Origin of the sequence: Streptomyces sp. Inha503 (assembly GCF_047215865.1) — a bacterium.
GTDB classification, from domain to species: domain Bacteria; phylum Actinomycetota; class Actinomycetes; order Streptomycetales; family Streptomycetaceae; genus Streptomyces; species Streptomyces lycopersici.
In genome coordinates this window covers 7794984-7807693 of record NZ_CP178360.1, presented here as the reverse complement: position 1 = coordinate 7807693, position 12710 = coordinate 7794984, and the positions used below count along the sequence as shown (strand labels likewise).

Genomic DNA, 12710 nt, shown 5'->3' with positions numbered 1-12710 from the left:
CGCCTCTGCCAGGGGATACGCTGATCGGATCAGTGGTCCATATATCCGTACCACTGATCCGAATATATGGACCACTGATCCGGATAGTCAAGCCGGATAGTCAAGAGGGGCAGATGCGGGCCGACGCCAGGAAGAACCGTGACCACCTGCTCGCAGTCGCGGGCACCGTCATCGCCGAGCAGGGCGTCGACGCGTCGCTGCGCGACATCGCGCGCAGGGCCGGTGTCGGGCTCGCGACGCTGCTCCGCCACTTTCCGACGCGCGAAGCGCTGCTCGAGGCCCTGCTCCACACGAGCTTCGACGAGATGACGGCGAAGGCGGACGAGCTCGAAACGTCGAGCTCGCCCGAGGACGCGCTGGTGTCATGGCTGCGCGACTGCGTCGCATGGACAACCGAATACCGGGGCGTGACCGTGCTGATGGCAGCCGCCATCGAGGACACCGAATCCGCACTCCACGCCTCGTGCGTCACCCTGCGCGCGGCCGGCACACGGCTGCTCACCCGCGCCCAGGCCGTGGGCATGGCGCGGACGGACATCGATGGCACCGATCTCTTCGCGCTGATCGCGGCGCTCGCATGGCTCGGCGACCAGCCCTCGCTCGCGCCACGCGCCGATCACCTCTTCGACGTCGTCGCGAGCGCGATCCTGACGAAATGACGTTCCCGAGGCCGGTCTCGCCACGGTCAGCACCGGTCAGCGCAGGTCAGTGCAGGTCAGCGCAGGTCAGCGCAGGTCGCGGAAGAACGTGCGTACGTCACCCACCAGCAGCTCCGGGACCTCCATCGCCGCGAAATGGCCGCCCGTCTCGAACTCCGACCAGCGGGTGATCGCATGCCATGGCTCGGCCAGGCGGCGGATCGCGCTGTCGCTCCGGAAGACCGCGACGCCGGTGGGGACCCCGGAGCGCCCGGGGGACGCACCCCAGGCCGAGGCTGCCTCCTTGTAGAGGCGGGCGGAGGGGCCCGCCGTGTTGGTGAACCAGTACAGGGAGACGTTCGTCAGCACCGCGTCGCGGTCGAGGGCATCGGGCTTGTCGCCGTGGGCGGCGAACCAGTCCACGTTCCAGGCCAGTTGGCCGACGGGCGAGTCGGCGAGGCCGTAGGAGAGGGTCTGGGGGCGGGTGCCCTGGATGGCGGCGTAGCCGGACAGCTCGCGGCGCCAGCGTTCGAGCCCGGTGAGGCGTGAGCGCTCGGCCGGGGTCAGCTCCTCCGGATCGGCCGCGTCGGCCGACCCCGCCGTCACCAGGGCGTTGACATGGACGCCGACGACCCGCGACGGCGCCACCCGGGCCACCTCGGGGGAGATCAGCGAACCGAAGTCGCCGCCCTGTGTGCCGTAGCGCTCGTACCCCAGGCGCCCCATCAGCTCCGTCCAGGCGGTGGCGATGCGGCGGATGCCCCACCCTGGCTCGCGCGGCGGGGCGGAGAAGGCGAAGCCGGGGAGGGACGGGATGACGACGTGGAAGGCGTCGGCCGGGTCGCCGCCATGGCCACGCGGATCGGTCAGCGGGCCGATGACCTCGGTGAACTCCGCGATCGAACCGGGCCAGCCATGGGTGATCAGCAGCGGTAGGGCATCCGGCTCGGGCGAACGGACCTGGAGGAAATGCACCCGCTGCCCGTCGATCTCGGTCGTGAACTGCGGAAACGCGTTCAACCGCGCCTCTCGCGCCCGCCAGTCGAACCCGGTGGCCCAGTACGCGGCCAGCTCGCGGACATGGTCGAGCGATGCCCCGTCGGACCAGTCGGCGCCCGGGAGCCGCTCCGGCCAGCGGGTGCGTTCCAGGCGTCGGCGCAGATCGTCGAGGTCGGCTTCGGGGACGGCGATGCGGAAGGGACGGATCTCCATGGGCCGCACGGTAGGCGCGGTCGCGGACGGGGAGTGTCCGCGACGCCCGGCGGGCGGCGAGCGGCGAGCGGCGAGCGGCGAGCGGCGAGCGGCGAGCGGCGGTTCGTTCGCCTTGTAGGGCCGGGGGGAACGCTCTGCGGCGCCGGTGCTCTCCGAGGCGGGCGTGAAGCGATGAAATCTTCGGTAACAGGGCTTGAAGGGGAGCCTGTTGATACGGGAAAGTGTTCGAGAAAGCGCTTGCCGAGCGAGGGACGTACCGCTCGGCTCGCGCTTCACCAAACCTCCCCCACCTCCGGCCCCGCCACCCCGGACAGCGGTCATCGACGTGCGCCGCCGCCCCAGCGGATGTCAGATGGGCCTAAGGCCGATCTTGGACCGGATCGTCGGGAGGCGCCATGCGTCGCGGAGCCCCGTATTCCCTGCGTGCCCGGCACCCCATGCACGCCCGGCATTCAAGTGTGCGTGCCGTCGTCCTGATCGTGGCGGCCGCGACCACCGCGACCGCCGTGACCGCCTGCGGCGGCGGGGACAGCGGCTCCGACGCCGGTGTCGTCCGCTCCTCCTGGGGCGATCCCCCCAATCCGCTGGAGCCCGCCAACACCAATGACGTCCAGGGCGGCAAGGTCCTCGACATGATCTTCCGTGGCCTCAAGCGCTACGACCCGAGGACCGGTGAGGCCAAGAACGCGCTTGCGGAACGGATCGAGAGCGCCGACCAGCGGAACTACACCATCACCCTCAAGAAGGGCTGGCGGTTCGCCAACGGGGAGAAGGTCACCGCCGCGTCCTTCGTGAACGCCTGGAACTACGGCGCCCGGATCGACCACAAGCAGCGCAACGCCTACTTCTTCGAGTACATCGAGGGCTATGACAAGGTCCACCCCGCCTCCGGCGGCGCCCCCACCGCCAAGGCCCTCTCCGGACTGCGGGTCAGGAGCGACCGGACCTTCACCGTCCGGCTCACCCAGAAGTTCTCCACCTGGCCCAAGACCCTCGGCTACAACGCCTATGTGCCGCTGCCCCGGGCGTTCTTCGAGGACCACGCCGCCTGGCTGAGGAAGCCCATCGGCAACGGCCCGTACCAGGTGCGGTCGTATGCCAAGGGCTCGGTGATGAAGCTGCGCGCCTGGGACGGCTACCCCGGCCCGGACAAGGCCCGTAACAAAGGCGTCGACCTACGCGTCTACACCGATAGCAACACCGCCTACACCGATCTCCAGGCGGGCAATCTCGACCTGGTCGACGATGTCCCGGCGCAGCAGCTGAAGTTCGTCCGCTCCGACCTCGGCAACCGCTACATCAACCAGCCCGCCGGGATCATCCAGACCCTCACCTTCCCGATGTACGACCGCACCTGGAGCGGCCCGGCGAAGGCCAAGGTCCGCCGGGGCATCTCCATGGCGATCAACCGCGCGCAGATCACCGAGCGGATCTTCCAGGGCACCCGCACCCCCGCGACCGACTGGACCTCGCCGGTGCTGCGCCGCCAGGGCGGCTATCAGCCGGGGCTGTGCGGGGACGCCTGCCGCTACGACCCGGTCCGGGCACGCAAGCTGATCAAGGCGGGCGGCGGGCTGCCCGGCGGCCGGATGACCATCACGTACAACGCCGACACCGGCTCCCACAAGGACTGGGTGGACGCGGTCTGCAACAGCGTCAACACCGTGCTGCGGAACGACCGGGCCTGTGTCGGCAGACCGGTCGGCACCTTCGCCGACTACCGCAACAAGATGGCGGGGAAGAAGATGACCGGGCCGTTCCGGGCCGGCTGGCAGATGGACTATCCGCTGATCCAGAACTTCCTCCAGCCGCTGTACTACACCGACGCCTCCTCCAACGACGGCCACTTCAGCGACACCGGCTTCGACCGGCTGGTGAACCAGGCCAACGCCGCCTCCGCCGACGGCCGGGCCATCGCCGGATTCCGGGACGCGGAGAAGATCCTCGCCGAGCAGATGCCCGCGATTCCGCTGTGGTACCAGAACGGCAGCGCGGGCTATTCGCGGCGGCTCAGCGAGGTGGCGCTCAATCAGTTCAGCGTGCCGGTCTACTCGCAGATCAGGGTCGGCTGAGCCATGGGCCGCTATACGCTGCGGCGGCTCGCGCAGATGATCCCGGTCTTCATCGGCTCCACCTTCCTGATCTTCTTCATGGTGTACGCGCTCGGCGACCCGGTGGCCGCGCTCTTCGGCGACAAGGCCCCCGACCCCGCCACCGCCGCCCGGATCCGTAAGGACCTCTATCTGGATGAGCCGGTGTGGCGGCAGTACGCGCACTACATGGGGCAGATCTTCGGCGGCCACTTCGGTACGGCCTTCAACGGGCAGCCGGTGACCGAGCTGATGGCGAGCGCGTTCCCGGTCACCTTCCGGCTCACCCTCGTCGCGGTCGCCTTCGAGCTGGCGCTGGGCCTCACCCTGGGCGTCCTCAGCGGGCTGCGCCGGGGCCGGGGCCTCGACACCTCGGTGCTGCTGCTCACCCTCGTCGTGGTCTCCGTCCCGACGTTCGTCAGCGGCACGGTGCTCCAGTATCTGTTCGGCGTGACGTGGGGCTGGGCCAGGCCGTCGGTCTCCCCGGATGCGCCGCTGAACGAACTGCTGCTGCCCGGGGTGGTGCTGGGGCTGGTCTCGCTCGCGTACACCACCCGCCTCACCCGTACCTCCATCGTGGAGAACGCCCGCGCCGACTACGTCCGCACCGCCGTCGCCAAGGGGCTGCCGCGCCACCGGATCGTCACCCGCCATCTGCTGCGCAACTCGCTGATCCCGGTGGTGACCTTCATCGGCACGGACATCGGCGCGCTCATGGGCGGGGCGATCGTCACCGAGCGGATCTTCAACATCCACGGCGTGGGCTACCAGCTCTACCAGGGCATCCTGCGCCAGAACTCGCCGACCGTCGTCGGCTTCGTCACCATCCTGGTGATCGTCTTCCTGCTCGCCAATCTGCTCGTCGACCTCCTCTACGCCGTGCTCGACCCGAGGATCCGGTATGCCTGAGCCCTTTGACACGCGCTATGACATGACCGAGGCGATCGCACCGGCCGGCGGGGGCGGCGGCGGTCCGGTGGACCCCGCCGCCTCCGGCCCACAGAGCCTGAAGGGCGGGCCACGGCGCGGCCCACGGCGCCTCACCCTCCCCTGGCGCGGGGAGCCCGGCCGCCGCTCCGGCGGAGCCCACCGCTCCGGCGGACCGGCCGCGCCCACCGGACGCGGGCTGTGGACGGACGCCTGGGACGATCTGCGCCACAACCCGATCTTCGTCGTCTCCGCGCTGATCATCCTCTTCCTCGTCGTGATCGCGATCTGGCCGCAGCTGATCGCGAGCGGAAACCCGTACCACGGCGACCTGGCCAAGGCGCAGGACGGCCCGGCCCCCGGTCACCCCTTCGGCTACGACCTCCAGGGCCGCGATGTCTACACCCGCACGGTCTACGGCGCCCGTGCCTCCATCACCGTCGGCATCTGCGCCACCCTCGGCGCGGCGCTGCTGGGCAGCGTGCTGGGCGGGCTCGCCGGGTACTTCGGCGGCTGGTGGGACGCGCTGCTATCGCGCATCGCCGATGTCTTCTTCGGCATCCCGATCCTGCTGGGCGGGCTGGTCTTCCTGTCGGTGGTCACCAGCGGCTCGGTCTGGCCGGTGGTGGGCTTCATCGTGCTGCTGGGCTGGCCGCAGATCTCCCGGATCGCGCGCGGCTCGGTGGTGACCGTCAAGCAACACGACTACGTCCAGGCGGCGCGGGTGCTCGGCGCCGGCAGCGGCCGGACGCTGCTGCGCCATATCGCGCCCAACGCCGTGGCCCCCGTGATCGTCGTCGCGACCATCGCGCTGGGCACCTACATCTCGCTGGAGGCCACGCTGTCGTTCCTCGGCGTGGGGCTCAAACCGCCCACCGTCTCCTGGGGCATCGACATCTCCTCGGCCGCGACCCAGATCCGCAACGCCCCGCATATGCTGCTGTGGCCGGCCGGGGCGCTGTCCATCACGGTGCTCGCGTTCATCATGCTCGGCGACGCGGTGCGCGACGCCCTCGACCCCAAGCTGCGTTAGCCATGGCTGCGCTGGCCATGGCGGCCCGGCTGCTGGACGTCCGGGACCTGCGCGTGGAATTCCGCACCCGGGACGGGATCGCCGAGGCCGTCGGCGGTGTCTCGTACGCCGTAGACGCCGGTCGGACGCTGGCCGTGCTGGGCGAGTCGGGCTCCGGCAAGTCCGTGACCGCCCAGGCGATCATGGGCATCCTCGACTCCCCGCCCGGCCGGATCACCGGCGGCCAGGTGCTGTTCCAGGGGCGGGACCTGCTGGCGATGGGCGCGGAGGAGCGCCGCCGGATCAGGGGCGCCGCGATGGCGATGATCTTCCAGGACGCGCTCTCCGCCCTCAACCCGGTGGTTCCCGTGGGCGCCCAGCTCGCCGAGATGTACGAGGTGCACCGCGGGATGTCCCGCAAGGACGCCCGGCGGCGGGCGGTCGAGCTGATGGACCGGGTCCGTATCCCGGCGGCGGGGCAGCGGGCCGGGGACTATCCGCATCAGTTCTCCGGCGGGATGCGCCAGCGCATCATGATCGCCATGGCGATGGCGCTGGAGCCGGACCTGATCATCGCCGACGAGCCGACCACGGCCCTGGACGTGACCGTCCAGGCCCAGGTCATGGAGCTGCTCGCGGAGTTGCGCCGGGAGTACGCGATGGGGCTCGTCCTCATCACCCATGACCTGGGCGTGGTCGCGGACGTGGCCGACACCATCGCCGTGATGTACGCGGGGAGGATCGTGGAGACCGCGCCGGTGCGCGACCTCTACCGCCGCCCCGCCCACCCGTACACCCGCGGACTGCTGGACTCCGTACCGCGCGTGGACCACCGCGGCGAACGGCTCTACGCGATCAAGGGCGCGCCGCCCAGCCCGCTCGCCCTGCCCCCCGGCTGCCCCTTCCACCCCCGCTGCCCGCGCGCCCAGGCGGTCTGCCGCGTCGAACGGCCGCCGCTGTACGAGGTGTCGGCGGACGCCGGAACGGGCGCCGCGGGCGGGCGGACCAGCGCCTGCCACTTCTGGAAGGACGAACTCGATGCCCTCGACGCCGTCAATGCGTGAGGCAATGCCTGAGGCAATGCCCGAGACCGGGACCGCCGAGCCGGTCCTCGAGGTCCGCGACCTCGCCAAGCACTATCCGCTGACGCGGGGGGTGCTGGTGAAGCGGCGGATCGGCGCGGTCCGGGCGGTCGACACGGTCTCCTTCACCCTGCGGCACGGGGAAACCCTGGGCATCGTCGGCGAGTCCGGCTGCGGCAAGTCCACCGTCGCCAAGCTGCTGGTCAGCCTGGAACGGCCGACGGCCGGGACGATCCACTACCGGGGCGAGGACATCGCCCGGCTGTCGGGCCGGGCCCTGCGGGCCGTACGCCGCAACATCCAGATGGTCTTCCAGGACCCGTACACCTCGCTCAACCCCCGGATGACGGTGGGCGACATCATCGGGGAGCCCTTCGAGATCCACCCCGAGGCGGCCCCGAAGGGCAACCGACGGCGGGCGGTCCAGGGCCTCCTGGACGTGGTGGGGCTGAACCCGGAACACATCAACCGCTACCCCCACCAGTTCTCCGGCGGCCAGCGCCAGCGCATTGGCATCGCCCGGGGTCTGGCGCTACGGCCGGAGATCATCGTCGCGGACGAACCGGTGTCGGCGCTGGATGTCTCGGTCCAGGCACAGGTGGTCAACCTGATGGAGGCCCTACAGGACGAGTTCAACCTGTCCTACATCTTCATCGCCCACGACCTGTCGGTGGTCCGCCACATCTCAGACCGGGTGGCCGTGATGTACCTGGGCCGCTTCGCCGAAACGGGCACCGGCCGAGAGATCTACGACCATCCGACGCACCCCTACACCCAGGCCCTGCTGTCGGCCGTCCCCGTCCCCGACCCGGAGTCGCGCGAGGCCCGGACCCGCATCCTCCTCACCGGCGACGTCCCCTCCCCGGCCAACCCGCCCTCGGGCTGCCGCTTCCGCACCCGCTGCTGGAAGGCCCAGGACCGCTGCGCGGTGGAAGTGCCGGTGCTGACGGTCCCGCCGGGCCTGCCGGGAGCGGCCGCGCATCCATCGGCGTGCCACTTCGCGGAGGAGCGCGCGGAGGTCAGGGCATGATGTCGAATATGCTCGCGCCGGATCCGGGCGCCAGCCCGCCGCCCTGCCCTGGTCGTTCCCGGTGCACCGGGTGGACTCGCAGCTGAACTTGGGGGGCGAACGCCTGGAGTGCGGCGGTGAGCCGGGCCTGATCGACCTTCCAGAGGACGATGCGCCGACTGTTCCTGACGACCTCGTACTCAAGGTGCGGTGCGAAACCAGCAGCGAACTGCGGGGTGAGCTTCCGGTTGGGGCCGGGAAGGGCGGGAACGCCCGGCCGCAGCTTCAGACCTATGTGCTGTACCGGCTTCTCCGTGGGCATTTGCGTGGCCCACACCACGACGGCTTCGATGTCCCGCCACGGAACGACGGCGAGGAACCGGTGGTATCGCAATGCGGCGCCGCCCAGGGTGACGCCGGACTCATCGGCCCGGAAGGCCACCAGCCGCTTCCACCCGGCGCCCGTCAAGAACTGGAAAGGGGTGCGGGTGTAGTACTCCTGATAGACCGGTGGGTTAGGGGCGGTCATGCCACGACCCTACGAGGCCCGGCGCGGCGCCGTCTCGCGCCTTCGGCGCATTTGAGCATGGGTCGGGGGGTGGGGGGCGGAGCGCCGTCGCCGGGCGCCGGCTGGCGGGGGTGCCCGTCGGTGGCGGCGCCCACGCTCGGGGGCCGAGGCCGTCGCCGGACCGCCGGACCGGCTCCGGTTCGCCGGGGGGTGGGGTACCCCTCTCGAAAACGTTTGACAAATTAGTTGCGCCAGATCAAGTACTTTGGGAAGGGCGGTCCAGTGTCCCCGCCTTCGCGGCCCGCAGGAACGCGCGCAGCGCGGCGGGAGTCGTGGATATGACGACCTCCGGGTCGTCGCTCTCGCGGAGATGGGAGGTGCCGACGGAGTCGGCGGCGAGTTCGACGCAGTTGGCTGCGTCGCCGGTGCTGAAGCTGGACTTGCGCCACTGAAGGGGAGACATTCGGGCCTTCTCCTAGAGCAGGGGATACAGGATGTGCTGGAGGAGTCCGAGCGAATCTTTCCCGGTCCGGGCCTCCGGCGCGGCTTCGGCATCCACGGATGGCAGGGCCAGCTCGCTCAGCCGTTGGAAGGACTGCCGGTAATCGGTGACCGCGTCCAAGTCGTCAAGGAACTCGGATCCGCCGAACTGATCCACGAGCACTGTACTCAACTCCGCCACGCTCGGTTCGATCAGCATGAAGGGGTGGCTGAAGGCCGCGCTTCCCTCGTTGTCGATGGGCACGATCTGGATGGTGACGTTCGGCAGCCGCGATGACTGAATGAGCCGCAGTAGCTGATCGCGCATCACCGTGCGGCCTCCGTAGAGGACACGCAGCGCCGCCTCGTGGATGATGGCGTGAAAGCGGGGAGACAGGTCGCCCGACAAGACCAGCTGGCGCCGCAGCCTGAACTCGATCGCCCGGTCCTGCACTTCGCGTACGGCTTCCGAGAAGCCGCTGCCGTGGACCGCCGTGGCGTATTCCCGGGTCTGGAGAAGCCCGGGAATGAACAACAGCTCGTAGTTGCACAGGGCCTGAGCCCCGGACTCCTGCTCGGCGAGGTCCACATGAGACGCCCCGAGCACCTTGCGGTAGTCACTCCACCAACCGCGTCCGGACTCCTGCCCCATCGCCTGCAAGGCGGCCAAGAAGGTTGCAGTTGTACCCTCCACTGCCCGCGCCAGCATGCCGAGCCGCTCGGCCGACAGACTCGTGCGCCCCGCCTCGACGTTGCTCAGATGTGGACTGTGCATCTCCATCAGGCGTGCCGCCTCCCCGACAGTCAGCCCGGCTCGCTCGCGCAGCTTGCGCACTTCCGCGCCGAACCGGCGCTGCCGGTAGGTGGGATTCGCTCTCAGCCCCACGTGAACTCCCCTCTCCGGGAGGCGAGTGTTGCGTACCGTGGCTGGACGCGTCCACTCCGCTATCACACCTCAGGCCACAGGTTGTAGTTGTAATCCCACAGCCGCTACCTTACGTATGGCGCCAGTCACAGTAGGCACTCACCTGGAGGCTGCCCCATGCGCACGCCCGAAGAGCCCTGGTCCTACGGCCTGTTCATTCCCCACGACCCACGCGCCGTGGGCGTCGTACGAGCCACCATCCGCCATGTCCTCCGGGCGGCGCGGCTCGACTGCATCGTGGACACGGCCGAACTGCTCGTGTCGGAGCTGGTCACCAACGCGTACCGGAACACCACCACCGACGCGTACGTCAGCATGGACTGGGAGCCGACGCCGTCCGACTTCCGGGTCACCGTATGGGACTCCGGCTGCGGGCTGCCGCAGCCGGTGGCGGCGAACACCGAGTACGAAGGCGGGCGCGGGCTCACGCTCGTCGAGTCGTGTTCCGACACCTGGGGTGTGCACGACTACACCGACAAGGACGCGGGCGTCACCGGCAAGGCCGTATGGTTCACGCTGAACCCGCCCACCGCTGCCTCCTGAACGACGACGAGGGCCGCCCGGTCCGGGCGGCCCTCGTCGTTCGACTGCGGCCCACGCGGTGATGCTAGGCGTGGACCACGTCCTTTTCCTCGGCGAAGTGGCACGCCGACTCGTGCGCCGCAGGCGAATCCGTGCCGGCGAAGCGCTCGGGGATGGCGAGGAGGGGGACCTCCTTGGCGCATTTGTCCTCGGCCTTCCAGCAGCGGGTGCGGAAGCGGCAGCCGGAGGGCGGGTTGGCCGGGGAGGGGACGTCGCCGGTGAGGATGATGCGTTCGCGGCCCTCGCGCGACTCGGGGTCCGGGACCGGGACGGCCGACAGCAGCGCCTGGGTGTAGGGGTGCGTCGGGTGGTCGTAGATCTCGGTGTCGGAGCCGATCTCGGCCATCTTGCCCAGGTACATCACGCCGACCCGGTCGGAGATGTGCCGGACGATGGACAGGTCGTGGGCGATGAAGATGTAGGACAGGTTGAACTCGTCCTGGAGGCCCTCCATCAGGTTGATGACCTGTGCCTGGACGGATACGTCGAGCGCGGAGACCGGCTCGTCGCAGATGATGATCTCCGGGTTGAGGGCGAGGCCGCGCGCGATGCCGATGCGCTGGCGCTGGCCGCCGGAGAACTGGTGGGGGTAGCGGTTGATGTACTCGGGGTTGAGGCCCACGACGTCCAGGAGTTCCTGGACCTTGCGGCGGCGGTCGCCCTTGGGTGCCACCTCGGGGTGGATCTCGAAGGGCTCCCCGATGATGTCGCCCACCGTCATCCGGGGGTTGAGCGAGGTGTACGGGTCCTGGAAGACCATCTGGATGTTGCGGCGTACGGCCCGCAGCGCGCGGCCCGACAGCCGGGTGATGTCCTGGCCCTTGTAGAAGACCTCGCCCGCGGTGGCGGTCTCCAGGGTCATCAGCAGCTTGGCGACGGTGGACTTGCCACAGCCGGACTCGCCGACGATGCCGAGGGTCTCGCCCTGGTAGAGGTCGAAGGAGATGCCGTCGACCGCCTTGACCGCGCCGATCTGCCGCTTGAAGAGGATGCCCTGGGTCAACGGGAAGTGCTTGACCAGATTGCGCACCTGGAGGATCGGCTCACCGCGGTCGACCTTGGCCTCGAGCGCGGCGACCGCCTCGTCCTCGGTGGCCGCGTCGACCGTCTCCACCTCCGTGACGTTGGGGGTGGCGTCCGCGGCCGGTTCCATGGCCTTCTCGTTCTTCTCGGGGTCAGCCATGGATGGTCTCCTTCCAGAAGTGGCAGGCGCTGCCGCGGCCCGGCAGCTCCGTGCCGTCCTGCTCGGTGACCGGCACCAGGGCGGGGACGTCCCGGCGGCAGATGTCCTCCGCCTTGGGGCAGCGCGGGTTGAAGGCACAGCCCGTCGGGATCTTGAGCAGATTGGGCGGCAGCCCCTTGATCGCGTAGAGCTCCTGCCCCTTGCGGTCCAGGCGCGGGATGGAGTCCAGCAGACCGCGGGTGTAGGGGTGGGCCGGGCGCTTGTAGAGCTCGTGGACGGGGGCGGTCTCGACGATCCGGCCCGCGTACATCACGGCAATCTTGTCGGCGACGTCCGCCACCACGCCCAGGTCATGGGTGATCAGGATCAGACCCATGTGGTACTCGCGCTGGAGCTCCGCGAGCAGGTCCATCACCTGGGCCTGGACGGTCACGTCGAGCGCGGTGGTCGGCTCGTCGGCGATGATCAGGTCCGGCTCCAGCGCCATCGCCATGGCGATCATGATGCGCTGGCGCATACCGCCGGAGAACTGGTGCGGATAGTCGCTCACCCGCTCCTTGGCCGCCGGGATGCGGACCCGGTCCATCAGCTCGATGGCCTTGGCCTTGGCCTCCTTCTTGGACAGGCCCTGGTGGACCCGGAACATCTCGCCGAGCTGATAGCCCACGGAGAGCACCGGGTTCAGCGCCGAGAGCGCGTCCTGGAAGATCATGGCGATCTTGCGGCCGCGGATCTTCCGGCGCTCCTCGCCCGCCATGGTGAGCATGTCCTCGCCCCGGAACAGGATCTGCCCCTGCGGGATCTTCCCGGGCGGCATATCGAGGATGCCCATGATCGCCTGGGCGGTCACCGACTTGCCGGAGCCGGACTCGCCGAGGACGGCGAGCGTCTCACCGGCGCGGACGCTGTAGTTGACGCCGTTGACGGCCTTGGCGACACCGTCCCGGGTGTGGAACTCCACATGCAGGTCGCGGACTTCAAGCAGTGGGGTGCCGTCGTCTCCGGCACCCTCGCGGACGGCGTCGTCCGCGGTCTTCTCGATGGTGGTCACGTACGCCCTCC

13 protein-coding genes are annotated in these 12710 nt (G+C 69.6%); 7 read left to right on the top strand and 6 right to left on the bottom strand.

What is annotated here, in order from left to right:
• The first annotated feature begins 113 nt into the window (after positions 1-113).
• On the top strand, positions 114-659 hold the full coding sequence (locus ACJX2R_RS33145) for a TetR/AcrR family transcriptional regulator (RefSeq protein WP_413103124.1): 546 nt from the start codon (positions 114-116) through the stop codon (positions 657-659).
• A 66-nt stretch (positions 660-725) separates the two neighbouring features.
• On the opposite strand, the gene ACJX2R_RS33140 is transcribed toward ACJX2R_RS33145, so the two are convergent.
• A complete protein-coding gene (locus ACJX2R_RS33140; protein ID WP_413103123.1) occupies positions 726-1850 on the bottom strand; it encodes an epoxide hydrolase family protein in 1125 nt (374 codons plus the stop codon).
• Positions 1851-2287: 437 nt separating this feature from the next.
• On the opposite strand from ACJX2R_RS33140, the gene ACJX2R_RS33135 reads away from it, so the two are divergent.
• From ACJX2R_RS33135 to ACJX2R_RS33115, 5 genes are read left to right on the top strand one after another with little or no spacing between them, the layout of a single operon-like run.
• Positions 2288-3922 carry a peptide ABC transporter substrate-binding protein gene (locus ACJX2R_RS33135; RefSeq protein ID WP_413106001.1) on the top strand — a complete coding sequence of 545 codons (1635 nt, stop codon included), beginning with the start codon at positions 2288-2290 and terminating at the stop codon, positions 3920-3922.
• 3 nt (positions 3923-3925) lie between these two features.
• Positions 3926-4849, top strand: a complete 924-nt coding sequence (locus ACJX2R_RS33130) for an ABC transporter permease (protein ID WP_413103122.1) — start codon at positions 3926-3928, stop codon at positions 4847-4849.
• On the top strand, positions 4842-5900 hold the full coding sequence (locus ACJX2R_RS33125) for an ABC transporter permease (RefSeq protein ID WP_413103121.1): 1059 nt from the start codon (positions 4842-4844) through the stop codon (positions 5898-5900). Before ACJX2R_RS33130 ends, ACJX2R_RS33125 begins: the two co-directional genes overlap by 8 nt.
• Before the next feature lie 2 nt (positions 5901-5902).
• On the top strand, positions 5903-6943 hold the full coding sequence (locus tag ACJX2R_RS33120; RefSeq protein WP_413103120.1) for an ABC transporter ATP-binding protein: 1041 nt from the start codon (positions 5903-5905) through the stop codon (positions 6941-6943).
• Between the two features lie 16 nt (positions 6944-6959).
• On the top strand, positions 6960-7991 hold the full coding sequence (locus ACJX2R_RS33115) for an ABC transporter ATP-binding protein (RefSeq protein ID WP_413103119.1): 1032 nt from the start codon (positions 6960-6962) through the stop codon (positions 7989-7991).
• On the opposite strand, the gene ACJX2R_RS33110 is transcribed toward ACJX2R_RS33115, so the two are convergent.
• The 3 genes from ACJX2R_RS33110 to ACJX2R_RS33100 all read right to left on the bottom strand — a co-directional run bounded on the left by ACJX2R_RS33110 (position 7981) and on the right by ACJX2R_RS33100 (position 9844).
• Positions 7981-8499 (bottom strand): hypothetical protein, encoded by a 519-nt coding sequence (locus ACJX2R_RS33110; RefSeq protein ID WP_413103118.1) that lies wholly within the window; start codon positions 8497-8499, stop codon positions 7981-7983. The genes ACJX2R_RS33115 and ACJX2R_RS33110 overlap by 11 nt on opposite strands.
• A 235-nt stretch (positions 8500-8734) precedes the next feature.
• On the bottom strand, positions 8735-8941 hold the full coding sequence (locus ACJX2R_RS33105) for a DUF397 domain-containing protein (protein WP_413103117.1): 207 nt from the start codon (positions 8939-8941) through the stop codon (positions 8735-8737).
• A 12-nt stretch (positions 8942-8953) separates the two neighbouring features.
• Positions 8954-9844: a helix-turn-helix domain-containing protein gene (locus tag ACJX2R_RS33100; RefSeq protein ID WP_413103116.1), complete on the bottom strand. Its 891-nt coding sequence runs from the start codon at positions 9842-9844 to the stop codon at positions 8954-8956.
• 156 nt (positions 9845-10000) lie between these two features.
• Here ACJX2R_RS33100 and ACJX2R_RS33095 point away from each other — a divergent pair, with 156 nt between their 5' ends.
• The gene (locus ACJX2R_RS33095; protein WP_413103115.1) at positions 10001-10426 is read left to right on the top strand and encodes an ATP-binding protein; all 426 of its coding nucleotides are present in this window, start codon (positions 10001-10003) and stop codon (positions 10424-10426) included.
• Between the two features lie 64 nt (positions 10427-10490).
• Here ACJX2R_RS33095 and ACJX2R_RS33090 read toward each other — a convergent pair whose 3' ends face one another.
• Positions 10491-11648: an ABC transporter ATP-binding protein gene (locus ACJX2R_RS33090; protein ID WP_262703556.1), complete on the bottom strand. Its 1158-nt coding sequence runs from the start codon at positions 11646-11648 to the stop codon at positions 10491-10493.
• A complete protein-coding gene (locus ACJX2R_RS33085; RefSeq protein ID WP_413103114.1) occupies positions 11641-12699 on the bottom strand; it encodes an ABC transporter ATP-binding protein in 1059 nt (352 codons plus the stop codon). The genes ACJX2R_RS33090 and ACJX2R_RS33085 overlap by 8 nt, the downstream gene beginning before the upstream one ends.
• Positions 12700-12710: the final 11 nt, after the last annotated feature.